This window comes from Metabacillus sp. SLBN-84, assembly GCF_053629595.1.
In genome coordinates, this window is the sequence record NZ_JBRJIP010000001.1 from 2,076,624 (window position 1) to 2,098,882 (window position 22,259).

Here is a 22,259-nt window from a genome sequence, read left to right on the forward strand (position 1 = left end):
GTAGGAATGAATAACAGAAAAATGGCGATTGTCACCGGAGCAAGCAGACAATCAGGCATCGGGGCAGCCATATGCGTTGAGCTTGCTGAGGCAGGCATCGATATCTTTTTTACTTACTACAGACCCTATGATTCCGAGCAGCCGTGGGGTTCTTTGAAGGAAGACATAGAAAAACTGGAAGAGAGCATCGTTCAAAAGGGAGTCCGCTGCGCCAGCATGGAGCTTGATTTAACAGATCCAGCATCTTTTTCCATGCTGTTTGACAAGGCGGAGAGAACGCTTGGCGAGGCTGCCGTTCTTATTAACAATGCAGCCTATTCTGTCTATAGCGATGCAGAAACACTTACATCTGCTATTCTGGATCGTCACTATCTACTAAATGTGCGGGCTCCAATCATGCTGAGCACCGAGTTTGCGAAGAGATTTACAAGAGGACGGGGAGGAAGAGTGATCACCCTCACTTCCGGACAGTCGCTTGGCCCGATGCCCGGTGAGCTTGCTTATGCGGCAACAAAAGCATGTATACCAGACATGACAAAAACGCTGGCAGCTGAAATCGGCCATAAGGGGATCACAGTCAATGCCGTGAATCCCGGTCCGACAGATACTGGCTGGATGACGGATGAAATAAAGGCTTCTCTGCTTTTGAAATTTCCGGCGGGGAGAATCGGCAAGCCTGAGGATGCTGCCAGGCTTATTGCCTTTTTGGCAAGTGAGCAAAGCGAGTGGATCACCGGCCAGACGATACATTCAGAAGGCGGATTTATCCGATCATGAAAGAGGGGACTATCAAGATGACAGTCGTGAAACTGACAAAAGAGCATTACAAAGAAGCAATGAAACTATCAGAATATGCTTTTCAGTACAAAGTACCTGAGGAGAAGGTGGAAGAACGGCTGGATTTGATGGATAAACATCATCAGCTGTATGGTGTTTTTTCAGGAGAAGAGCTTGCAGCAAAGCTTCATTTGCTGCCTTTAGAGGTGTATATCGGAGGACGGACAGTAAAAATGGGCGGAGTCGCCGGTGTAGCGACATATCCTGAATACCGCAGAAGCGGGTTTGTCCGGGAAATGCTGACGGATCTGCTGGAAACGATGAAAAATGAAGGCTGTACGATTTCCATGCTTCATCCCTTTTCTGTTCCTTTTTACCGGAAATACGGGTGGGAACTTTTCAGCAGCCATTTAAAAGCATCTTTAAAATCTGAGAGTCTTGTCATGAAAAAACAGGTTCCTGGAACTGTAAAGCGTCATGCCGGAAAGGATGGTCATTCCGAAGAAATTGAGAAGGTTTATGATCAGTTTGCTTCGAGATTTTCAGGCATGCTGAAAAGGGAAACGAGATGGTGGCAGCAATCCATATACAGCGAAGATACCTATGCAGCAGTCTATTACAATGAAAGCGGTACGGCAGAAGGGTATCTCCTATATGAAGTGAAGGATTCCAAAATGACCGTGGAAGAGTTTGTTCCGCTGACACCTTCAGCGAGAACGGGTTTATGGAATTTTATCTGCCAGCATGACTCGATGATCAAAGACCTTGAAATCACCACGTTTGAAAGCGATCCTCTTTTCTATTCATTAAAAGAGCCAAGAATCAAAGCAGAAGTGACTCCTTACTTTATGGCAAGAATTGTAGATGCTGAAGCCTTTTTAAAAGACTATGAATTTGCTTCACAAGAACGCACAGTCCTTACGATCAAGGATGAACATGCTCCGTGGAATAATGGGACGTACGAGATCAGCGATGGAAACGTGACGAAAACAGACGCTGAGAAAGGCGAAATCAGCCTTTCCATTAATGCGCTGACAGCAGCATTACTTGGATATAAGCGGCCGTCGGATTTATATGAAATTGGGGAAATGGAAGGCAGTGAAGAGGCTGCAATCCGTCTCGAACGGCTGATTCCGGAGAGAAAATCGTTTTTCTATGATTTCTTTTAACAGGCACGACTCTGTAATAAAGGATTCTCATGAAAAGAAGGTCAACGACGCTGGCGGATAAAACATTGAGGACTTGTAAAAATGGCCACAATTATGTTAAAAGCTCGGATTGCCCAATTTGCCCTGTGTGCGAATCGGAGAGAGAGATTGAGAGTGATTTTCTTTCAAAGATAGGTGCACCTGCCAGAAGAGCTCTCGAACGGAACAATATTACCTCACTTCAGCGCCTGTCAGAGTATAGTGAATCGGATATTTTGAAACTGCATGGAGTGGGTCCGAGTACAATTCCAAAGTTAAGAGCCGCTTTGGAAGAGGCTGGTTTATCATTTAAGAGTACGAAATAACATATAGGTCAAGTGAAGTCTGACAGCGTAAGCAGCGTGCAAAAGAGGAGCCTTAAGGAAAAGGCTCCTTTTCTAATTCATTTTCAGGTAACGACTTAAAGCAAGCAGCGGAAAAATTCTGCCATAGCTGTGATAGCGAATGTAAAATTGTTTTGGCAGACCGATTCCGGTTGGATGTTCATCGCTTTGTTGATCAAATGGCAGCAGCAGACGGTTCACGGCAAGCTGAACGGCCTCATGCTCTTTATCGAGAACGGTGAGAAGGGCATCAAGTGCCCACGCAGTTTGAGATGGTGTGCTGTACCCAAGAGACACATAGGATTTAACCTCGCAGCTTCTGCAGGATTCTCCAAATCCTCCATCCTCATTTTGAATGCTGAGCAGCCAGGCCACGGCCTTCTGAATGGAGGCGTTGTTAGTAGATACACCTGCAGCTCTCATTCCTGTAATGGCTGCCCATGTGCCGTAAATGTAGCAGACTCCCCAGCGTCCATACCAGGAACCGTCTTTTTCCTGATTGCTTTTGAGCCAGTTGATTGCAGCTTTTGCTGAGGGATGATTTTTTTTAAGTCCGGCAAACGATCCCAAGTATTCAAGCACGCGCCCTGTGAGATCTGCTGTAGAAGGATCGGCTGCAGCATCGCCTGCATTTTCAAGAGGAAGCATGGCAGCCAAGGCACTGTCCGTATTTTTTTCAAATGCAGCAAAACCTCCGTCACGGTTTTGCATGGAAAGCAGCCAGGAGGTTCCTCTGTTCCAGCTGGAAAACATGATGGGATCATATACCGCTGCAGGTGTTAAGGCCCGGAGAGCTGCTGCGGTGTCATCGTTATCAGGATGATTGGTGTTGATGTCAGAAAATCCCCATCCGCCAGCTTCTGATTTAGAATTATGAACTGCCCAGTCAGCTTTTTTGGCGTGCTGTCTTTTCAGCAAGAAACGAGAAGCCGCAGCAATCATCGGATCCCGGCAGCTTACACCAGAAGCTTGAAGGCTGTAGCTGAGAAGGGCTGTGTCCCATAGAGTAGATGTCGAGTTTTCAAGAGTGGCAAGGCCGTCCTGTTCATAAATTAGTGATTTTAATCCTGATATGGCACGCTGGATTTGCGACGATTGCTCTTTATATCCGGTGGCAAGCAATCCGTAAATCATAAAAAAAGTGGCGCTTGCATAGCTGAAAAGGGTTCCGTCTGCTTCAACCCGGTCAAGGATGTATCTTTCTGCTGCCTGATATCCTGATTTGTGAAGATAGGCTGGATAGGCTGCGATAGAGCGGATCATCTGCAGGAAAAGATTTGGACGGGACCGCTCATCACGTTGAAGGGACAGCCAGTCGATTGATTTGGGTTTAGATGCATAAAGGTGTGAAAAGTCAGCTGTTTCAAGTCCCTTATGAATATACTTTTTATTCATGGCGAGAATCATCGGCATAAAATGAATTCTTGCATAAGAACTTAACTGGTACATACTGAAGGGGGAAGATGCCGGGAGCAGCAAATATGACAGCGGAAACCTGAATCGCTTCGGCCACGGATAAAGACCGTTGACTGCAAGCATCCATTTTGTCATAAAATGAACGTCAGACAGGCCGCCGTTTGCGAGAATGAATGTTTCTGCACGCTGAAGTTCAGGGCTTGCAGCGGTAAAGTGCCCTGAAATAACAAGCGCCGTGTAGGCCTGAACAGTTGCTGTCAGATTTCCTTCCTTTTCATCCTCATACAGTCTCCATACCCCGTCATGAGATTGAATCTTTATAAGCCTTCGGACAAGTTTTTCTATCAGCTGTTCATCCTGATCTCCAAGGGATCTGAGCGTAATAATCATAAAAGCATCAGTCATAGGTCCGCCCTCAAAACAGTAGCGAAAGGAACCATCCGTCCTTTGAACGCCTCTGAGTTCTGCAATCCGCTTTTGTACTTCATCTTCTGTCCGTCTAAATAGGTTCACATGTTTCACCTCATCTTCACCAGTCTATTCGGGGAAGTGAAGGTTATTACTCAGCGGGTGGCGGCACTTACATTTCTATAGTATAATGAGGTCAAAATGCGCAAAGGAGAATCACGGATGATTCATCAGGACTGGCTTAACAGAGAAACAATCAAAACGGTTACCTGCAAACATACAAATGCCGAGAAGTATATGGTCAACAGAGTGTTAACGGCGGGAAATACATATGAAGTGAAAAATGAAACAGAAGAATTTTACTTTGTGATCGACAATAATGGGAAAGTAAGCGGTTTTTACAAAGATTATTTCGAGGAAAAGTAAGAAGCAGCACCGTCTGGCTTGATCAGGCGGTGTTTTTTTATTGGCTTTTAACTTGAGTGCAAAATAAAAAACTGCCCGCTGAGGCAAAATGGCCTCAAGCGGGCAGGGGAGGATGAAAGCATTAACGCTGCAGATTGATCCAGACACTCTTTACTTCAGTATAATTATCAAGTGCATACGAGCCCATTTCCCGTCCAAGACCGGATTGTTTGTAGCCTCCAAAAGGAGAAGCGGCATCAAATGCGTTGTAGCAGTTAACCCAGACCGTTCCGGCTTTCAGTTTGCCTGCCACATAATGCGCGTTTGCAATGTCGCGCGTCCAGAGTCCTGCTGCCAGGCCGTATTCGCTCTGGTTGGCACGGTTGATCACTTCATCAAGATCATCATAAGGCATAGCAGCGATAACCGGACCGAAAATCTCTTCTCTTGCAATCGTCATTTCATCTTTCACGGCAGAGAAGATCGTTGGGGATACAAAGTATCCATTTTCAGATGGCGAGCTTCCGCCGGTCAGGATTTCGGCTCCTTCTTCGACGCCGCGCTGGATGTAGTTCAGCACGCGGTTCTGCTGTTCGTCAGATACGAGCGGCCCGATTTGCGTTTCCGGCTCGATTCCTGCTCCCTGACGGATGTTTTTCGCGTGCGACACCATATCTGCCACGACATTATCATAATGTTTTTTCTGAATAAAGACGCGGGATCCTGCGCAGCAGACTTGTCCCTGGTTAAACATAACGCCAGTCAGCGCACCTGGAACCGCTGCTGACAGGTCAGCATCCGGAAGAATGATGTTTGGAGATTTCCCTCCAAGCTCAAGTGTAACGCGCTTTAAGGATTTTGCCGCTTTTTCCATGATCATTTTTCCGACAGGGGTCGATCCAGTGAAGGCAATCTTATCAACATCAGGATGCATGACAAGAGCATCTCCTGCAGTCTCGCCGAATCCAGGTACAATATTCACAACACCTTCAGGGAAGCCGGCTTCTGCAATGAGCTCTGCCAGATACAAGGCAGAAAGCGGTGTTTGTTCAGCAGGCTTCAGGACCACTGTACATCCGGTTGCAAGAGCAGCACCAAGCTTCCACATCGCCATGAGCAGCGGGAAATTCCACGGGATGATCTGTCCGACAACCCCTAATGCCTCATGTCTTGTATAGTTGAAATATTGACCGCTGACAGGAATCGTCTGTCCGACAATTTTTGTTGACCAGCCGGCATAATAGCGCATATGCTCAATCGCGAGCGGAACATCAGCGTTAGTTGTTTCATTAATCGGTTTCCCGTTATCGAGTGTTTCAAGCTGGGCCAGCTCTTCTTTATTGGCTTCCATGAGATCAGCAAGCTTGTACATTAATCGGCTGCGCTCAGCCGCGCTCATTTTTGACCATGGACCGCTGTCAAATGCTTTTCTTGCGGCTTTAACAGCAAGATCGATGTCGGCTTTATCTCCTTCATACACGGAAGCAAGCGTTTCACCGGTTGCCGGGTTAGGTGTATTAAATGTCTTTTTAGAAACGCTTTCTACAAATTCCCCGTTTATAAACAGCTTTTTGTTTCCCTGCAGAAATTTCTCCAGTTTTTCTCCAGCCTTCAGTGTAGCTTGACTCATTTCATCAGCCTCCTAAATATTTGTGGTGAAAACCTATGTAGAAAATCGTGCTGAAGACCCGCCAACAAGATGCAGGTCATTGCCTGCTGTTGTGTAAGCGGTTACAAATAGAATAATATATCAAAAATTCAAAATTTACAATAAATAAGGGTTTTGTATTCGAATTTTTTTGAGTTTGAAAGTTATAAATAAATAGAAGAACCGGCATCTTATCAAAATTGCCGGTTCTTCTTTCTGAGAAATAAATAGAGCGGAAAGAGGGTTGAAAACTGTTCATATGATTCGTACTCAAACGTTTCAAAGAAGCCTCTGAGCTCATCTTCTTCAGCATCTTTGAGTATCCCGGATTTTTCAAGAGGGTATCTGTCTCTAAGATAGAGATCCCACACACCGTATTCAGCAAAAACATCTTCCATATATGACCCTCCTTTTTCTATCCAGTATAAAAAAGCGGCGCTATTTATAAACATGCTGTTTCAATCTTTCTTATTAGTGGAATGAACTAAGGCAGGCTGTGTTATTTTCTGCATAAGGGGAAATAATACTTTCAAATGTCCAAATAGCTGCACGACTACATAGTAGAAAGGGATATCATCATGATTGGAATTTTGCTTGCTTTAATTCCCGCCGTTGCGTGGGGAAGTCTTGTGCTTGTTAGTGTAAAACTTGGCGGTAATGCATACAGCCAAACACTTGGTATTACAATAGGAGCGTTTTTGTTTTCGGTTGTTATGTTCTTTTTTTCAAATCCTGATCTCACTCCGGTTGTATGGTCAATCGGAATTATCTCGGGTATTTTCTGGACGGTCGGGCAGCTGAATCAGCTTGCCAGTGTCAAGCATATCGGCGTATCCAAAACCGTGCCGATCTCAACAGGCATGCAGCTTATGGGGACGACACTGTTCGGCGTTCTGCTTTTTAAAGAATGGGATACAAAAATGACGGTTATCCTTGGAAGCCTAGCCATCCTCCTCATCATTACAGGAGTAGTGTTTACATCCATTGGCCAGAAGAATGAAGAAGGAGCCGGAAAGAGCCTGAAGCGTGGACTATTCATTCTGTTTATTTCCTCAATCGGGTACATCGGCTACGTTATTATTATCCGCTACTTTGAGATTGACGGCTGGGCAGCCATTTTGCCGCAGGCGATTGGGATGGTGCTTGCCGCTATTATTCTTACCGCGAGACATAAGCCTTTTGATAAATATGCACTGCGGAACATTCTGACAGGATTAATGTGGGCGGCAGGAAACCTGGGGCTGCTTCTCTCCCTTCCGAAAATCGGAGTTGCGACAAGCTTTTCTTTATCCCAGACAGGTATCATCATTTCAACACTGGGCGGAATCTTTCTGCTTGGTGAAAAAAAGACAAAAAAACAGATTGTGCTCGTTATTATCGGCTGTGTGCTGATTATCGGAGGCGGAGTGCTGCTTGGCTATACAAAAAGGTAAATGGAGGAATGCTGAATGTATGAAAGCTTAAAAGGAAAAGTTGCTGCTGTTACCGGTGCTTCATCCGGACTTGGAAAAGCCATTGCACAGCGCTTTGCAAAAGAGGGCGTAAAAGTCGTTGTCAACTACTTAACAGAAGACGATAAGCCCGACCTTGTCATCGAAGAGATCAAGGCAAACGGCGGTGAAGCTTCAAAAATCCAGGGTGACGTCTCACAGGAGCATGATGTGAAGCGTATTGTCCAGTTTGCAGTGGATACTTACGGCACACTTGATATAATGGTCAATAACGCAGGAATACAGGCTGAGATTCCCACTGAAGAACTGAGCCTTGAAAACTGGAATAAAGTCATACAGACAAACCTGACAGGATGCTTTTTAGGAAGCAGAGAAGCGATCAGGCATATGCTTGATCATAACATTAAAGGCTCTGTCATCAATATGTCATCTGTGCATCAGCAGATTCCCTGGCCACATTTTGCCCACTATGCAGCAAGCAAAGGCGGAATCAAGCTTTTAACTGAAACCCTTGCACTCGAATATGCTTCATCCGGCATCCGCGTCAACAATATCGCGCCGGGAGCAATAGATACACCAATCAATGCAGAAAAATTTGCGGATCCTGAGATTAAAAAAGATGTCATTGACCTCATCCCAATGGGATACATCGGCAAACCGGAAGAAATCGCTGCATGTGTGGCATTCCTTGCTTCATCAGAGGCAAGCTACGTAACAGGAATCACCCTCTATGCAGACGGCGGAATGACAAAATACCCGAGCTTTCAGGCTGGAAAAGGATAAAGGAGGGGTCAGTCCCCGCTGTGCATTAACGCACAGCGGGACTGACCCCTCAGCACGTTTATTCTTTTCAAAATGGTGGAAAAGGATATAATTGTGGAATACATACAGAAAAATAGTCTTCTAGGGGGAAGAGGCAAGTGAAGATGAGTTCATCGATTTTAGAGGATATGAATGTTTATTCTCTGCTGGACCGGATAGGGGAAGGGCTTATTTTTGCAGATGATGAGTACCGCATCATCTGGATGAATCATGCTGCAAAAGAGATTCTGTCAAAAGTGGGGCCGCTTGCAGGAATTACTGATCCGGAAGCATTTATCGGGTTTGATATCCGGCGCTTTCACGGGAAAAAACAAAATGACATCCTAAAAAACGGTCCGTTTCCGCACAGTGCCCAGATCAGGCTGTTTAACCGGTTCACAGCTAAAATCGTTGTGGACAAACTGAGCAATCTTCAAGGGGAACAGACAGGATTTGTCCTGACGTGGCGTGATGTAACAGAATATGAAGATGTGATAGAAGAGGGAAAAGCGCTGCTTGAGGAAATGTATACGCCAATCATCGGCACCGCACTCGACTCTGCTCTTTTGATCGCTCTGACAGGAACCCTGACAGAAGAAAGAATGGAAAAAATGAAAGAGAAGATCCTGAAGGAAGCCGCCGAGCGGAGAGCTGAATATATGATTTTTGACTTTACAGGCATTAGCGAGACATTTGATGAAACAATTGCTTTTCATCTTAATCAAATCGCAGAAGGCCTGCGGCTTATGGGGACCGTATCCATCTTTGCAGGGATGAACCCAAAGCTTGTGCAGCATATCACTCATCAGGGCTATATTTTGAATGTAAAAACGTTTCAGTCATTTAAGCAGGGGATTTTTTATATCTGGAAAGAAAAAGGGTACGCACTTCAAAAAATCACGAGCCAGCCTTCTTGATGGGGCTGATTTTCTCATTGTCTCCCACAAGTATTTTTGTTCATCCTGCATAATCAGTTCTCAATTGCAGAAAATAAAGGGAATAAAAATTTGGGAGGCATGCTGAATGAATAAGTTTCTAATGACAGGAACAGCCATTTTTTTCTCTGTTTTGATTGCCGCCGGCTGTGGAATGGATAATAACGCACGTGAAAACGACAACATCATGAACAATGAGCTTAAGAATGTCACTTATGATGAACAAACGAATGAAAACCGCGATAACCGCATGAATGTAGCTGACGATGCTGCAAAAAAAGTGGCAGATTTAGAAGAAATCAAATATGCGAATGTCATTGTTCTTGATAATACGGCTTATGCAGCAGTTATGCTTGAGGGAAATCCTAAAGGCAAACTGTCTGATGAATTAAAGAACAGAGTAGCTGATCAGGTACGATCAACAGACCGCAATTTGGACAATGTGTTTGTTTCGGAAAATCCTGACTTTTTTGACCGTGTAAAAGACTACGGCGATAAAATCCGAAACGGCGAACCGGTTTCAGGACTGGCAGATGAGTTCGGTGAAATGGTGAAGCGTATGTTTCCCCAGTCGAAATAACTAATTGTACGGGCCGCAGCCAGTCTGCGGTCTATTTTTTTGATAAAGGTTTTTATATCAATGAAACAGGGGATATAAAGAAAGCCATTATTCTGTTGTAGGGGGAGTTTTATTGTCAAGGTTTTCGTTTGCAGGCTATAAAAAGAAACGCCTGTTTGTCATCCTGCTAATTTTTATTATTTTAACAGGTACTGTTATGTATCAAAGCTATAAGCCTCTTCCCGAAGGTCTTTCATATGAAGGGGAAGTACGCAAGGTGGAGGATGTCGATTTTTTATATGACCTGACGTATCAGAAAGAAAACAGGGTCAAATCAGATCGGATGATATTTGATGCTGTGCTTAAAGCGATTGATGAAGCTGAAGAATTTGTTGTGATTGACTTATTTTTGTTTAACGGCTATTACAACAAGGGAGAATCCTATCCCGATATCAGTGCTCAGCTGACGGAGGCGCTGCTTCAAAAAAAGAAAGAAAACCCTGACATGCCGATTGTCTTTATTACAGACGAAATCAATACCTCATACGGGTCACACGAATCAAAGGAGCTTGAAGCTTTTAAGGATGCAGGCATAGATGTCGTTCTGTCGGATATGGAGCCTCTGCGAGATTCTAATCCGCTGTATTCCAGTGTCTGGAGAACGTTTTTTCAGTGGTTCGGCCAGTCAGGAAAAGGCTGGGTGGCCAATCCGTTTGGGGATACTGCCCCTGGTATGACGGTAAGGTCTTATTTAAAGCTTTTTAATGTAAAGGCAAATCACAGAAAAGCAGTCGCTACGGAGAAGACAGCCATTGTCTCATCCGCTAATCCTCACGATGCAAGCGGGTTTCATTCCAATACTGCTTTTCAGGTAAGCGGAAATGTCATTGCAGACGTGCTCGAATCTGAACAGGCTGTATCGGACTACTCCGGCGGACCCAAACTTCCTGAGTACACTGAAACGGAAAATGAGAAAGGGAATATCGGCGTGCAGGTGCTGACTGAAGGGAAAATTTACGAGCATTTGCTGTCGTCGATCAGGGCTGCAGAAAAACAGGATGTCATCTGGATGGGAATGTTTTATTTAGCTGACAGAAAAGTGATCAACTCACTCGTTGACGCATCTAACCGCGGTGTTGAGGTGAATATGATTCTTGATCCGAATCAAAATGCTTTCGGCCAGGAGAAAATAGGCCTGCCTAACCGTCCGGTTGCTGAAGAATTGATGGAAGATACGAAAAAGAAAGCGAAAATCAGATGGTATAACACAACAAATGAACAGTATCATCCGAAGCTTCTTTATATTAAAGGGAAAAATGAATCCACGATCATCAGCGGTTCGGCGAATTTCACCAAACGGAACCTTGATGACCTTAATCTTGAGAACGACTTGAAAATTACCGCCCCTCAGGATGAGGACGTTATGAAAGAAGTCGAAGCGTATTTCACAAAACTCTGGACGAATGACGGAGCTGAATATACCCTGAATGTTGAAAAATACAGAGATGACATGCCGGTATTCAAAAGGGGCATATATGCTCTGCAGAAATTTTTCAGGTTTACAACCTTCTAAACTCCGGGATTTGCCTCGGAGTTTTTTTTTTGCGAAAAAAATAATTATTTTAAAGGGAAAGTGAGGGGGTGAATCTAATACAAAGATTAGAGGTGATAATGGATGATGCTTAAAGAATACAAAGACCGTCGCACGTACATTGAAAAATCAGAACCGCTGCTTATGAAGCAGGAAGCGGAAAATAATTTGGCGCTGGGACTCCTGTCTGTTTTTAAAAAGACGGTTCCGGCTTCAGACGTATATACCGCTCTGATGGAAACAGAAGGGGCACCTGCGGCAGCGCTGCTTATGACGCCCCCTCACAATTTAATTCTTACATATAATAACGAACTAATCAGTGAAACGTTGATTGCTGAAATGGTCAGACAGCTGATATCAGCAGGGGTTTCTGTGCCGGGTGCTGTCGGTGAGAGGTACTGGACAGAAAGATTTGCCAAAGAGTGGGCCGAACAGGCGGGGATTAGAGCCGACATTGTGATGGAGCAAAAAATCTATCAGCTTCATGAGGTGCAGCCTGTCGCTGTCAGTGAAGGGACCTTTCAAAAAGCAAAACTTGAACACCTGCCGCTTTTAACAGAGTGGATGGCGGACTTTATGACGTTTACAAATGAGCCCCCTATCACGACTCTACAGGCAGCAGAAAGAATGAAGAAATTTCTCGCTGAGGACTCTATTTACATCTGGTCGGTTGACGGAATACCTGTTTCGATGGCAAAAAAATCGCGGTCAACTCAAAACGGCATAACGGTATCCCTTGTATACACTCCGGAAAAATTCAGGGGAAGAGGATATGCGAGCAGCTGCGTGTCCGCACTCAGCAGTGAGCTCTTGAAGGATTATTCATTCTGCACTCTATATACAGACTTATCAAATCCTACGTCAAACAGCATCTATCAGAAAATAGGCTACAAGCCGATCCAGGATTCTGTGATGATTTCATTTTCAAATCAAGGGGCAGTTTAAATGTTCCCGGTTCACTTTTATACTCAAGACTGCTTCTAAACAGCAGTCTTGGGTTTTTTTTGTTGGTGTGGAACGATGCCCAGTGTATCCCCGGATGCCAGCAGTAAAATGGATTCCTATAAATTGTTGTTGCAAAAATAGAGGGTACCATTTTAGTGAAATGCATCCATATTCAAAGTGCCAATAACGCGCTTCCCTATCTGCCTGCCAGGCCTGAACAGTCGGCTCCGCTTTTCTGGCGCATTCCATGGTTTCAATGTTTCCCAAATGTGGAAATGAAAGGTGAAAGGCGGTGGGAGGATGAAAACACAGGTTTTAGTCATTGGCGGGGGAGTTGGAGGGTTGACCGCTGCTTTAAAGCTTGCCAAGTGCGGGGTAGATGTCTGCGTGGTAGAACAGACAAAAGGCTCCCCGCATTTGTATAAAGGGGAGCTGCTTCAGCCGAAAAGTCTTGAAATCTTTGACGCTCTCGGTTTATCAGAGCCTGTTCTAAGATCAGGACACCGGATCAATGAAATTGAAATGAATGAAATGAAACGTAAGAAAGGTTCATATAGATTGCTTGGATCAGCTGTAATGCGTTACGGAATCATTGAGAGCAAGTTCAATTTTGCTTTGATGATCCCCCATGAAAAATTAAAGGAACTCCTGCTTGAAGAAGCCAAAAAGTTTCCTTCTTTCCATTACATACAGCCCGCGCGATTCAAGGCATTCAGTGATGATTCAACAGCGATTGTATCAATGGGAAAAGAGGAAGTGGAAATTCAGGCAGATTATTTTATCGGTGCTGAAGGAAGAAAATCAAGCGTCAGAAAAGCGATGAATGTCAGCCTGAATGAGCATGAATATGATCATCACTTTTTAACCGTCACATTCAAAAGGCCGGCTGACATGACGGAAGGAAAAATCATCTCTACACCTCATGCTTTTCTCGGACTCTTTCCCCTTCCTGACAATGAAGTCAGAACGGTCTACCTCATTCAGTCAGGTGCCTATCAGTCCCTTAAGGCAAAAGGCATTGAACATTTTCACAAGAAGTATATCGACTTGTGTCCTGAACTTGATGGCTATGTGACCGAACTTACGGAGTGGAAGAAGATCCAGCTGATGATTCCCGTTCATTTCCACGCAGATTCATATGTGTCGGGGAACATGGCGATTCTCGGAGATTCTGCGCACAGCGTGCATCCGATGGCAGGGGAAGGCATGAATCTTGCCATACAGGACGGAGATGTGCTCGGCGAACTGCTGTGCTGGATGTACAGGCATAATGAACTCAGTCAGGATAATTTAAAGTGGTATGAAAAAGTCCGCAAGTCAAGGGTGGATTTTATTTTAAGCCTCAGCCACCTGTCCGCGCTAGCGTATTCAAAGCCTTTCAGGTACTTTGGTTCACTCAGAAACAGAAGCCTCAAACAGATGACAGATGATGAAAAGCTTCATACAAAGCAAATGCTTAATATTTCGGGGCTTGGAATATGGAAGGAATCGTTTGTGGACAGGCTGATTCAGATCGGCCTGATGCCGGCGAGATCGATCCAGAATATTGAATTTTTGCATACCCGCTACATGTTCACGTATGAAAATGATTATCCGTGGGAAGCGAAAGGGAGGTACAGCCGTTGATGATTGCTGAATATGTAAGGCTTTACAAAGCGAGAAGCTGGATGAAGAAGAATTTGCCGTTTTTATACAGCTGGCACGCATATGTCGGGTATGAACTTGATCTGTTTGAAATTTTTAAATCTCCAAAAACGATCGAAGAGGTTGCAGCCAGTCATTCATTAGAAACAGAGATTCTTGAACGCTGGGTGGAAGTTGGGGTCTCTATTAAGTACCTTAAAAAGGTTTCAAGAAATAAATTTAAAACCTCAAGAAGCTTTATGCTGCCTGACAGCAAACGTGATCCAAAGTCTGTCGGCATTTTGCTGAAAGAAATGATGGAGCTGCACATCCCCGCGCTTTTGACATACCCGTCCATTATGAAAACAGACGAACGCCAGACCTTTGATCACAAACAGCACGGAGCGACTGTTGCAGAAACCTCTGCTATGCTGGAACAGCTTGCTTATCCTAAGCTTGTGCAGATTCTAAAGAAAAACAGCATCCATACGGTTGTGGATGTAGGCTGCGGACATGGGGGCTACATGCAGAAGCTGTCCAAGTCGTTTCCAGGTTTAAAATTAACAGGTGTTGAAGTGAACAAGGAAGTGGCTGAGGAAGCGGCCAATCGATGCAGTGAGCTTAAAAACATTTCAATTGATTGTATGGATATTGAAGAATGGTCGCCCGAAAATAAAGCAGACCTGATCATGATGAATAATCTGCTTCACTATCTCTCTCCAGAAAAACGTCCGAAAGTCATCAGCAGATTAAGCAGCTCTCTTTCTGCAAATGGAATGATTACGATTATAACGCCAATTCGAAAGCCAAAGCATGGAAAGCAATTTTCAAGTGTCTTTAATAGTTTTTTTACCGCTTTTGATAATTTGTACGCTCTTCCCACAAAAAGAGAACTGGATGCTCTTGCAAAACAGTCCGGCATGAAACTTCAAAGCCTGAAACCAATCATTCGTGAAGGCGGCTGGTATTTTGCCACTCTGGTCAATCATGCGGGCACAAAAGCCGACTAAATATGTTCGTTTAAAAAGGCCAACTGCTTTAAAGTTGGCCTTTTTTATCGAACCGAGAGGATGCAAGCGATATTGATTGATACTAATAGTTTTTGAGATTATACTTGGGATTGGATGTGATTACCACTTATCATACATATTAGTGACCATTTTATTTGGAGGTTTTTTATGAAATTAGCGAATAAGGCAGCACTTGTAACAGGAGCTTCCCGGGGTCTGGGAAAAGCTATTGCTATGGAGCTCGCTCGCCAGGGAGCTGAGGTTTACATAAATTATTCATCGTCTGAGCAGCAGGCGCTGGATGTGCTTTCACAGATAAGAGAGCAGGGGGGCAAAGCATTTCTTGCCCAGGGAGATCTTACTTCCGAGCAAGGGATTAAAAAGGCAGCCGCAGAAAGGACGTATGACATTCTGGTTAATAATGCCACAGGTCCCCAGCCGGAGCTGTCCTTGGAAGAGGCAACATGGAAAGACTACGAAGACCAGCTTGTTTTCTTTGTGAAAGCTCCGCTCCTTCTGCTTAAAGAGGTCCTTCCTGGAATGAAGCAAAAAAGAAACGGTTCAGTCATAAACATAGGCAGTGAAGTCATAGCTCTTGGAAACTCGCATTTTTCCAGTTATGTTACAGCAAAATCAGCCATGCTGGGGATGACCCGGTCATGGGCAAGTGAACTCGGAGAATACGGTATCCGGGTTAATTTAGTCAATCCGGGCTTTATTCCGGTAGAGCGTCATCGTGATGTAGGTGCAAAGGATATCGCTGCCTATCAATCAGGCGTTCCCCTGAATAGGATGGGAACACCTGAGGAGCTTGCGAGGACAGTTGCCTTTCTTGCGTCAGATGATTCAGCCTATATAACGGGACAAACGATTACAGTGAATGGCGGGAACACATTTGGCATTTAATCACGCAGATGTTTTTCTGTCATTCTGTCGATTTCCATTTTCACAGCTTGAAAGAACGCTTCAGTTTCGCTGACGTCTGCTAATTTGGCCTGCGCCAGTTTTTCGCTTCCTCCGCCTTTGCCGCTGAAATCTTTCAGGCACTCTCTAATGGTATTGCCGGCATGGATGCTGTTTTGTTGACTGAATAAAACAGCATGCTCACTCATAGAGCCAAGCAGAACAAATTCTTTTCCGCTACCATGGAATTTTGCTGCCAGTAATTGAAGATCTTTCAGTGATGCCCTTTCTTTTAGGACTGCTGCCAGTTTTCCAGGCTGGTCAGTGTTTATTTTTTCTGTAAGCAGTAAAGTATTCTCAGTTTTCAAAAATTCCAGTTCTTTATTAATCTGCTTCAGTTCTTGATTGATTGAATGGAGCTGCTCAGGGATTTCTTCCTGTGATGATTGAAAAAAGCGCGCTGTACGTTTAACAAGTTTATGTACTTCCTGAAACTCTGACAGGGCTCGTATGCCGCATTTAAAATGAAGTCTGATCCTGCCTTTTTGCTTTTCCGTTTTTATCAGCTTCATCAGGCCGATTTCACCTGTACCTGCGGTGTGTGTACCGCAGCACGCTGAGGTATCGATTCCGTCGATCTGTACAATGCGAAGGGGTCCATCCACGTCCGGAATCTTTCTTAACGGCAGGTTTTTAAGGTCATCTGCACCGGCAAAAAAGGTATGGATCTTTCGATTTTCAAAAATATAGTGATTGGCTTTGTTTTCAATTTCGGTCATTTGATCTTCAGATAGGTGCGGTGTATTCAGATCGATTGTGACGGTCTCTGCACCAAGATGGAAGCTTTCAGTTTCATAACCGTACAGCTCAAGGCAGACTGCCGACAGAAGGTGCTGTCCTGAGTGATGCTGCATGTGATCCATTCTGCGGGCGGCGTCAAGCAGGCAGTTTACAGACATGCCTTCAGGGTATTCAGAAACTATATGGTAAAGTTCATTCTCTACTTCTATTAAATCAAGAACTGGAATCGTTCCAATCGTTCCGCTATCTGAAGGCTGGCCGCCGCCTTCGGGATAAAAAGCAGTCTCTTTGAGGATAACAGCTCTTTGACCGTTTATTTTTGTGAAGCGGACAATCTCTGTCTGCCATTCAAATGTTTTTGGGGAAGTATAATAGAGTTTTTCAGTCATAAGCGTTAGTCCTTTCATCGTGGAATGTCTTACATTCTATCAAAAGCGGAGTGATTTTGCGTAAAGATTGTTAAGATTTCAGAAAAATTAGCTTTACGAAGGAATTGTTGTATCTACTTAACACGTTATGTGTTACGCTTAACCTAACAATCTCATATTGCGCAATCCCTTTTTCCGCTGTCCTTAGGCTGATAAAAACATACAAACGATTGGTAGGTGATTTATAATGAATCCCGTAGAAGAAATGAGTCAATTGTTTATTGATGGGGAACTTGGCCTTTCGTGGAGCTTATTGAACAGTCTGCTTGAAACGGATACGACAAGCACTGAGGTGTATGGCTTTTTATCAGATACTATGGACAATGTACTGGAACTCTGGGAGATGAATCGCGCAACAGTAGCAGATGAATATGTTGCAGCGGCTGTCTGCAAATCGATGATTGCAACCTATTACTACCAAAAAGTCGAAAAAATACATACAAACTCCTTTTTATCACTGCCTGCAGCAGTTAAGCCGCGTGTTATGCTGCTTTCTATGAGAAATGAAGATCATGCGGTCGGAAGCATTATGACTTCATTCTTGTTTAGAGAATTTGGCTGGGAAGCATGCTGCATCGAATCCAATGTGACCATTGATTACATTTGCCAGTATGCCGAACGCTGGAAGCCTGATGTGATTGCCTTCACAACTAGTCTTGTTTCAAATATTCCAGCGGTTATTGAATACGTCTCGCAATTGCAGAATCTGACTTTTTCTCCAACTGTCATGCTTGGAGGAAAACAGACAAGTGATTTTGATGTCGATTATTACTGCCCTCCAAACACCGTGGTGATTCAAAACATAGTTCAGCTTAAAAGCTGGCTTCAAAATACTAATTCAAGGACTGAACGCCATGGAAATGCAATTAATCGCAAGTAAATATGACAAAATCCCATTTCCTTACTTTCTGGTGGACAGAAAGCTGAATATTGTTTCAGTATCAAGATGCACGTTTACGATTTTCGATGAAGAATTAAACTTTCTTGATGTTGTAGGGATCGGAAGCAAGAAAAAAGCGGCTAAATTTATTCTCGACACGCCGTCGATTACGAAAATAGAGCTGAATTTAAAAACAAAGTCAAATCCGATGACACTTTTTGATGTCTATATTCAATATGAAGGGAAAAATTTCATTCATATTTTCTGCATAGACAAAGAGGAAAGTGTAGATCAGATTTATCAGGCAGTCAAAACGCTTGAAGGTGATTTGCTGTATGCGAACCTGAATCTTCTTGAAAAACAGGAACAGCTCGAAAAGTCCCTTCAGCAAATGAAGGAAATAGCCATCAAGCAGGACAGTCTGGCAACGGTAGGCCAGATAGCTGCAAGCATCGCCCATGAAATCCGAAATCCGCTCACGAGCGTGAAAGGTTTTCTGCAGCTCCTTAAGCCTCATTTAATTGAGATTGGAAAAGGACACTATGCGGACGTTGCCCTGGAAGAACTGAACCGCGCAAATGAGATTATCTATGAATTTCTTAATAATTCAAAAGCGCCGATAGAATCGAAACAGCCTGTGCTATTGAGCAAACTTCTCAATGATATTGTCCTGATCTGCAAAAGCGAAGCGATACTGGCAAATTGTGAATTAACGTGCAGCATCATTGATGAGGAAGTCTATCTGCATGTTGATATTAAACAGATGAAGCAAGTACTCCTGAACATGATGCGAAATGCAATGGAAGCTATTCAGATCAGCAAGCAGAAAAAAAGCGGTAACATATCTATTACGACGAGGCTTGACAGCGGCAAAATTGTGATTCAGGTGAAAGATAACGGAATCGGCATGAACCAGGATACCCTTAATTCTCTTTTTAAACCTTTCTTTACTACAAAAGAACAGGGAACCGGCATCGGACTCTCTGTCTGCATGGAAATCGTCAAAGCCAATAACGGGAATATTGATGTCATCAGCGAGGAAGGGTATGGATCTGCTTTCAGCATTACCCTGCCTGTTAAATAAGCAAAAACCGGATTGCGCCGCAATCCGGTTTTTTCGCACAACAAAACAAAGTGCATGATCAGTCAAAAAAAGAAATAAAATTCTATTTTAAGCGTATACTAGTTAAAAAAAGGAGTTATGCGCATGTACTTTGCTAAAAAGGGTGCTGAAGAGCCCGTTACGATCATCGAAGATACAACTGTATACGCTTGCGAATCCGAGTCCTGCAACGGCTGGATGAGAAAAGATTTTTCAACGGAAGATCTGTCATGTCCGATGTGCGGAAGCACGATGGCAGAAGAAGTGCGTGAACTTCCTCAAATTAAAATGGATTATAATCCTTTCAGTAAATAAGTGCAGGCTGCCTTTAACGGCAGCCTATTACTTTTGGTAAAGGTCAGGCAGGCAGTTTATCTTGCACGAAAGCAGAGCTGCAGCAAGATGGTCTGTTGACGAAAACTGCAAAAATTTGTTATAATGAAAAGACGCTATTCACTGGGTATAAAGAGTCATCACGTCAAGGGTACTTTTTATAAGCAGTGAATTTTTTTTTGTCATCACGTTTATGATTTTCTGTAAACATTGATAAGATCAGAGAGGAGAGTCATGAATGTACAGGAAAAAGCCTGAAGAAATTATTACCGAAGAAACGAAGGTGTGGATCTGCACATCAGACAGCTGTAAAGGATGGGTCAGAGACAACTTCAAAAGCAGCGAAAGCGAGATTCCGGTCTGCCCGCTTTGCAAGAGCGAAATGAAATCAAGCACGAAAGAACTTGAAGTCATTAATAACCATAAAAAATATTAAGAACTCCATAACGGAGTTTTTTTTATTTCAGCAAAAGTTGATTTTCACCAATTTCATAGCCAGAAAGAATGATCCCATGTAAAATAATAAGAAAAAACGTTAACTGGAGTGAGTTTAAGGTGCTAGATCAGGCAAAAGAACACTTGAAGCATTATTTCGGCTATTCCGCATTCAGGCCGGGACAGGAAGAAATCATTACAAATGTCCTTAATGGAAGGCATGCAGCAGGCATTATGCCCACTGGAGGCGGAAAGTCGATCTGCTACCAGATTCCGGCTCTGATCCTGCCGGGAATTACCCTCGTCATTTCTCCGCTTATCTCCTTAATGAAAGATCAAGTTGATTCACTTGAACAAGCAGGCATTAAAGCGACCTTCCTGAACAGCACCCTATCCCATTCGGAAACATCATCAAGGCTTGCAGACTTAAAAAATGGCCTCTATACCATTCTTTATATTGCTCCTGAAAGGCTCGAATCGCCGGTTTTTATGGAGCAGCTCGCGTCGATGGACGTTTCGCTTGTCGCTGTAGACGAAGCTCATTGTATTTCTCAGTGGGGCCATGATTTCCGCCCAAGCTATTTAAAAATAACGGATTTGAAAACATCCCTTCCTTCAAACCCTGTTTTTCTTGCGCTGACTGCAACCGCCACACCTCAGGTAAGGGAAGACATCTGCAGCACTCTCGGCATATTGAGTGAGCATACTACTGTAACTGGATTTGAAAGAGAAAACCTTTCGTTTCGCGTAAGCAGAGACGGGGACAGGCTTCCCTTTTTAGAGAAGTACATTGCCGGCCGCAGTGAAGATACAGGCATTATTTATACGGCCACTCGAAAGGTTGCAGATCAGCTGTATGAACGTCTCCTAAAGAAGGGCATCAGAGCGGGGAAATATCATGGAGGAATGAGCGATGCAAATAGGAGCATTGCCCAGGATCTATTTCTAAATGACGACGTTCAGGTCATGATTGCAACAAATGCATTCGGCATGGGCATCAATAAATCAAATGTGCGCTATGTCATCCACTTTCAAATGCCGAAAAATATGGAAAGCTACTACCAGGAAGCGGGAAGGGCAGGCCGTGACGGGCTTGAAAGTGAATGCATTCTTTTATTCTCTGCACAAGATGTTCAGGTTCAGCGCTATTTGATCGATCAGTCATCCTTTCATAAGGAAAGACAGCATTCTGAGCTCGTTAAACTGCATCAAATGCGTGATTTTTGCTACACGGAAGGCTGTCTTCAATCCTACATACTGACCTATTTCGGGGACGAAGCAGCTGAGCCATGCGGAAAATGCAGCAACTGCAAAGATGAGCGGACAAGCGAGGATGTATCAAAAGAAGCCCAAATGGTTTTATCTTGTATGATCCGCATGGGGCAGAAATTCGGGAAAACGATGATCAGCCAGGTGCTGACTGGTTCATCCAGCAAAAAAATCAGGGATTTTAACTTTCATGAACTGTCCACCTACGGGATCCTGAAACATAAAACAGCAAAAGAAGTCAGTGAATTTATTGATTTTCTGACCTCTGAACAGTATATTTCGATAACAGGCGGACAGTTTCCGGTGCTTATCATCGAGGAGAAGGGGCTGCAGGTTTTAAAAGGCCTGGAAACCGTTACTAGAAAAGAGCAAACTCGGATTGTTCAAAAGGCTCCTGATGACGAGCTTTTCCTTGTGCTCAAGGCTGTAAGGAAGCAGCTGGCTGAAGAAGAAAATGTTCCTCCGTTTGTCATCTTTTCAGATAAAACGCTGAAGGATATGAGTCTTCAGAAACCGGAAACGCCGGAAGCATTCCTCTCTGTCCAGGGAGTAGGAGAAGTGAAACAACAAAAATACGGCCGTATTTTTACAGATGCGATTTCAGCCTTTTTGAAGGATCTTCCTGAAAAAGAAGAGCCCGTGCGAGTAAAGAAAGAGCGGAAAGAATCTTCGCATCTTGATACATTGAAGCTTTATCAGGAAGGCTTATCTGTCAAAGAAATAGCCGGAAAAAGGGATTTGTCGCCATTAACAGTTGAAAATCATCTGCTGCGCTGCGCGAAGGAAGGTCTGGATATAGACACGGAAAGCTGGGTGCCCGATGAATATGCTGGCGAGATAGAAGCGGCGATTAACGAACACGGGACAGCTGTGCTGAAACCTATAAAAGAAAGTCTCCCAAGTGATGTGACCTATTTTATGATTAAAGCTGCCATTGTAAAAAGAGAGAGCATGAAAGAAGTGCAATGATCAAAAAAAGCTGACACCAGTCAGCTTTTTTTTGATCTA

The 22,259-nt window shown here is 43.9% G+C and carries 22 protein-coding genes; 18 read left to right on the forward strand and 4 right to left on the reverse strand.

The genetic code is table 11. From position 1 onward, the window contains the following. The first annotated feature begins 6 nt into the window (after positions 1-6). From RKD52_RS10710 to RKD52_RS10720, 3 genes are read left to right on the forward strand one after another with little or no spacing between them, the layout of a single operon-like run. Positions 7-777 (forward strand): SDR family oxidoreductase, encoded by a 771-nt coding sequence (locus RKD52_RS10710; RefSeq protein ID WP_454099711.1) that lies wholly within the window; start codon positions 7-9, stop codon positions 775-777. 17 nt (positions 778-794) lie between these two features. Beyond that, positions 795-1,946 (forward strand): GNAT family N-acetyltransferase, encoded by a 1,152-nt coding sequence (locus RKD52_RS10715; RefSeq protein ID WP_454099712.1) that lies wholly within the window; start codon positions 795-797, stop codon positions 1,944-1,946. Between the two features lie 29 nt (positions 1,947-1,975). Further along, positions 1,976-2,290, forward strand: a complete 315-nt coding sequence (locus RKD52_RS10720) for an RNA polymerase alpha subunit C-terminal domain-containing protein (RefSeq protein ID WP_454099713.1) — start codon at positions 1,976-1,978, stop codon at positions 2,288-2,290. 72 nt (positions 2,291-2,362) lie between these two features. On the opposite strand, the gene RKD52_RS10725 is transcribed toward RKD52_RS10720, so the two are convergent. Then, positions 2,363-4,237 carry a terpene cyclase/mutase family protein gene (locus tag RKD52_RS10725; RefSeq protein ID WP_454099714.1) on the reverse strand — a complete coding sequence of 625 codons (1,875 nt, stop codon included), beginning with the start codon at positions 4,235-4,237 and terminating at the stop codon, positions 2,363-2,365. Positions 4,238-4,354: 117 nt separating this feature from the next. On the opposite strand from RKD52_RS10725, the gene RKD52_RS10730 reads away from it, so the two are divergent. After that, positions 4,355-4,558 (forward strand): DUF6501 family protein, encoded by a 204-nt coding sequence (locus RKD52_RS10730; protein WP_029280830.1) that lies wholly within the window; start codon positions 4,355-4,357, stop codon positions 4,556-4,558. Between the two features lie 121 nt (positions 4,559-4,679). On the opposite strand, the gene RKD52_RS10735 is transcribed toward RKD52_RS10730, so the two are convergent. After that, on the reverse strand, positions 4,680-6,167 hold the full coding sequence (locus RKD52_RS10735) for an aldehyde dehydrogenase family protein (RefSeq protein WP_369733380.1): 1,488 nt from the start codon (positions 6,165-6,167) through the stop codon (positions 4,680-4,682). Between the two features lie 212 nt (positions 6,168-6,379). Further along, entirely contained in the window at positions 6,380-6,583 is a 204-nt protein-coding gene (locus RKD52_RS10740) for a hypothetical protein (protein WP_454099715.1), read from the reverse strand. 183 nt (positions 6,584-6,766) lie between these two features. Here RKD52_RS10740 and RKD52_RS10745 point away from each other — a divergent pair, with 183 nt between their 5' ends. The 9 genes from RKD52_RS10745 (at position 6,767) to RKD52_RS10785 (ending at position 16,006) form a co-directional block, all read left to right on the forward strand. Further along, positions 6,767-7,618 (forward strand): GRP family sugar transporter, encoded by an 852-nt coding sequence (locus RKD52_RS10745; RefSeq protein ID WP_454101194.1) that lies wholly within the window; start codon positions 6,767-6,769, stop codon positions 7,616-7,618. 15 nt (positions 7,619-7,633) lie between these two features. Beyond that, complete coding sequence (locus RKD52_RS10750) at positions 7,634-8,419, forward strand: glucose-1-dehydrogenase (RefSeq protein WP_029280834.1); 786 nt, start codon at positions 7,634-7,636, stop codon at positions 8,417-8,419. Positions 8,420-8,562: 143 nt separating this feature from the next. Continuing rightward, entirely contained in the window at positions 8,563-9,354 is a 792-nt protein-coding gene (locus RKD52_RS10755; protein WP_454099716.1) for an STAS domain-containing protein, read from the forward strand. Positions 9,355-9,460: 106 nt separating this feature from the next. After that, positions 9,461-9,952 carry a YhcN/YlaJ family sporulation lipoprotein gene (locus tag RKD52_RS10760; RefSeq protein WP_454099717.1) on the forward strand — a complete coding sequence of 164 codons (492 nt, stop codon included), beginning with the start codon at positions 9,461-9,463 and terminating at the stop codon, positions 9,950-9,952. A gap of 112 nt (positions 9,953-10,064) precedes the next feature. Continuing rightward, positions 10,065-11,504 (forward strand): phospholipase D family protein, encoded by a 1,440-nt coding sequence (locus RKD52_RS10765; RefSeq protein WP_454099718.1) that lies wholly within the window; start codon positions 10,065-10,067, stop codon positions 11,502-11,504. A 102-nt stretch (positions 11,505-11,606) separates the two neighbouring features. Continuing rightward, a complete protein-coding gene (locus RKD52_RS10770) occupies positions 11,607-12,467 on the forward strand; it encodes a GNAT family N-acetyltransferase (protein WP_454099719.1) in 861 nt (286 codons plus the stop codon). Positions 12,468-12,767: 300 nt separating this feature from the next. Then, positions 12,768-14,093, forward strand: coding sequence for an FAD-dependent oxidoreductase (locus RKD52_RS10775; protein ID WP_454099720.1), 1,326 nt, complete (start codon positions 12,768-12,770; stop codon positions 14,091-14,093). After that, complete coding sequence (locus RKD52_RS10780) at positions 14,093-15,100, forward strand: class I SAM-dependent methyltransferase (protein WP_454101195.1); 1,008 nt, start codon at positions 14,093-14,095, stop codon at positions 15,098-15,100. Before RKD52_RS10775 ends, RKD52_RS10780 begins: the two co-directional genes overlap by 1 nt. A gap of 168 nt (positions 15,101-15,268) precedes the next feature. Continuing rightward, positions 15,269-16,006, forward strand: coding sequence for an SDR family NAD(P)-dependent oxidoreductase (locus RKD52_RS10785; RefSeq protein WP_454099721.1), 738 nt, complete (start codon positions 15,269-15,271; stop codon positions 16,004-16,006). Here the strand turns inward: RKD52_RS10785 and RKD52_RS10790 are convergent. Continuing rightward, positions 16,003-17,193, reverse strand: coding sequence for an alanyl-tRNA editing protein (locus RKD52_RS10790; protein WP_454099722.1), 1,191 nt, complete (start codon positions 17,191-17,193; stop codon positions 16,003-16,005). The two genes, RKD52_RS10785 and RKD52_RS10790, sit on opposite strands and share 4 nt — an antisense overlap. A 226-nt stretch (positions 17,194-17,419) precedes the next feature. On the opposite strand from RKD52_RS10790, the gene RKD52_RS10795 reads away from it, so the two are divergent. The 5 genes from RKD52_RS10795 (at position 17,420) to recQ (ending at position 22,220) form a co-directional block, all read left to right on the forward strand. After that, complete coding sequence (locus RKD52_RS10795; RefSeq protein ID WP_454099723.1) at positions 17,420-18,112, forward strand: cobalamin B12-binding domain-containing protein; 693 nt, start codon at positions 17,420-17,422, stop codon at positions 18,110-18,112. Further along, positions 18,087-19,196 (forward strand): ATP-binding protein, encoded by a 1,110-nt coding sequence (locus tag RKD52_RS10800; protein WP_454099724.1) that lies wholly within the window; start codon positions 18,087-18,089, stop codon positions 19,194-19,196. Before RKD52_RS10795 ends, RKD52_RS10800 begins: the two co-directional genes overlap by 26 nt. Before the next feature lie 123 nt (positions 19,197-19,319). Beyond that, positions 19,320-19,529, forward strand: coding sequence for a cold-inducible protein YdjO-related protein (locus RKD52_RS10805; RefSeq protein WP_029280847.1), 210 nt, complete (start codon positions 19,320-19,322; stop codon positions 19,527-19,529). 256 nt (positions 19,530-19,785) lie between these two features. After that, on the forward strand, positions 19,786-19,983 hold the full coding sequence (locus RKD52_RS10810) for a cold-inducible protein YdjO-related protein (protein ID WP_029280848.1): 198 nt from the start codon (positions 19,786-19,788) through the stop codon (positions 19,981-19,983). Between the two features lie 119 nt (positions 19,984-20,102). Next, positions 20,103-22,220, forward strand: a complete 2,118-nt coding sequence (recQ, locus tag RKD52_RS10815) for a DNA helicase RecQ (protein ID WP_454099725.1) — start codon at positions 20,103-20,105, stop codon at positions 22,218-22,220. Positions 22,221-22,259: the final 39 nt, after the last annotated feature.

What these genes read in the sequence shown, in the direction of transcription:
- RKD52_RS10790 (WP_454099722.1), bottom strand. Translation starts at nt 17,193, where the DNA reads ATGACTGAAAAACTCTATTATACTTCCCCAAAAACATTTGAATGGCAG.
- RKD52_RS10750 (WP_029280834.1), top strand. Translation starts at nt 7,634, where the DNA reads ATGTATGAAAGCTTAAAAGGAAAAGTTGCTGCTGTTACCGGTGCTTCA.
- RKD52_RS10760 (WP_454099717.1), top strand. Translation starts at nt 9,461, where the DNA reads ATGAATAAGTTTCTAATGACAGGAACAGCCATTTTTTTCTCTGTTTTG.
- RKD52_RS10770 (WP_454099719.1), top strand. Translation starts at nt 11,607, where the DNA reads ATGATGCTTAAAGAATACAAAGACCGTCGCACGTACATTGAAAAATCA.
- RKD52_RS10735 (WP_369733380.1), bottom strand. Translation starts at nt 6,167, where the DNA reads ATGAGTCAAGCTACACTGAAGGCTGGAGAAAAACTGGAGAAATTTCTG.
- RKD52_RS10810 (WP_029280848.1), top strand. Translation starts at nt 19,786, where the DNA reads ATGTACAGGAAAAAGCCTGAAGAAATTATTACCGAAGAAACGAAGGTG.
- RKD52_RS10785 (WP_454099721.1), top strand. Translation starts at nt 15,269, where the DNA reads ATGAAATTAGCGAATAAGGCAGCACTTGTAACAGGAGCTTCCCGGGGT.
- RKD52_RS10710 (WP_454099711.1), top strand. Translation starts at nt 7, where the DNA reads ATGAATAACAGAAAAATGGCGATTGTCACCGGAGCAAGCAGACAATCA.
- RKD52_RS10800 (WP_454099724.1), top strand. Translation starts at nt 18,087, where the DNA reads ATGGAAATGCAATTAATCGCAAGTAAATATGACAAAATCCCATTTCCT.
- RKD52_RS10780 (WP_454101195.1), top strand. Translation starts at nt 14,093, where the DNA reads ATGATTGCTGAATATGTAAGGCTTTACAAAGCGAGAAGCTGGATGAAG.
- RKD52_RS10775 (WP_454099720.1), top strand. Translation starts at nt 12,768, where the DNA reads ATGAAAACACAGGTTTTAGTCATTGGCGGGGGAGTTGGAGGGTTGACC.
- RKD52_RS10730 (WP_029280830.1), top strand. Translation starts at nt 4,355, where the DNA reads ATGATTCATCAGGACTGGCTTAACAGAGAAACAATCAAAACGGTTACC.
- RKD52_RS10740 (WP_454099715.1), bottom strand. Translation starts at nt 6,583, where the DNA reads ATGGAAGATGTTTTTGCTGAATACGGTGTGTGGGATCTCTATCTTAGA.
- RKD52_RS10795 (WP_454099723.1), top strand. Translation starts at nt 17,420, where the DNA reads ATGAATCCCGTAGAAGAAATGAGTCAATTGTTTATTGATGGGGAACTT.
- RKD52_RS10715 (WP_454099712.1), top strand. Translation starts at nt 795, where the DNA reads ATGACAGTCGTGAAACTGACAAAAGAGCATTACAAAGAAGCAATGAAA.
- RKD52_RS10755 (WP_454099716.1), top strand. Translation starts at nt 8,563, where the DNA reads ATGAGTTCATCGATTTTAGAGGATATGAATGTTTATTCTCTGCTGGAC.
- RKD52_RS10720 (WP_454099713.1), top strand. Translation starts at nt 1,976, where the DNA reads ATGAAAAGAAGGTCAACGACGCTGGCGGATAAAACATTGAGGACTTGT.
- RKD52_RS10805 (WP_029280847.1), top strand. Translation starts at nt 19,320, where the DNA reads ATGTACTTTGCTAAAAAGGGTGCTGAAGAGCCCGTTACGATCATCGAA.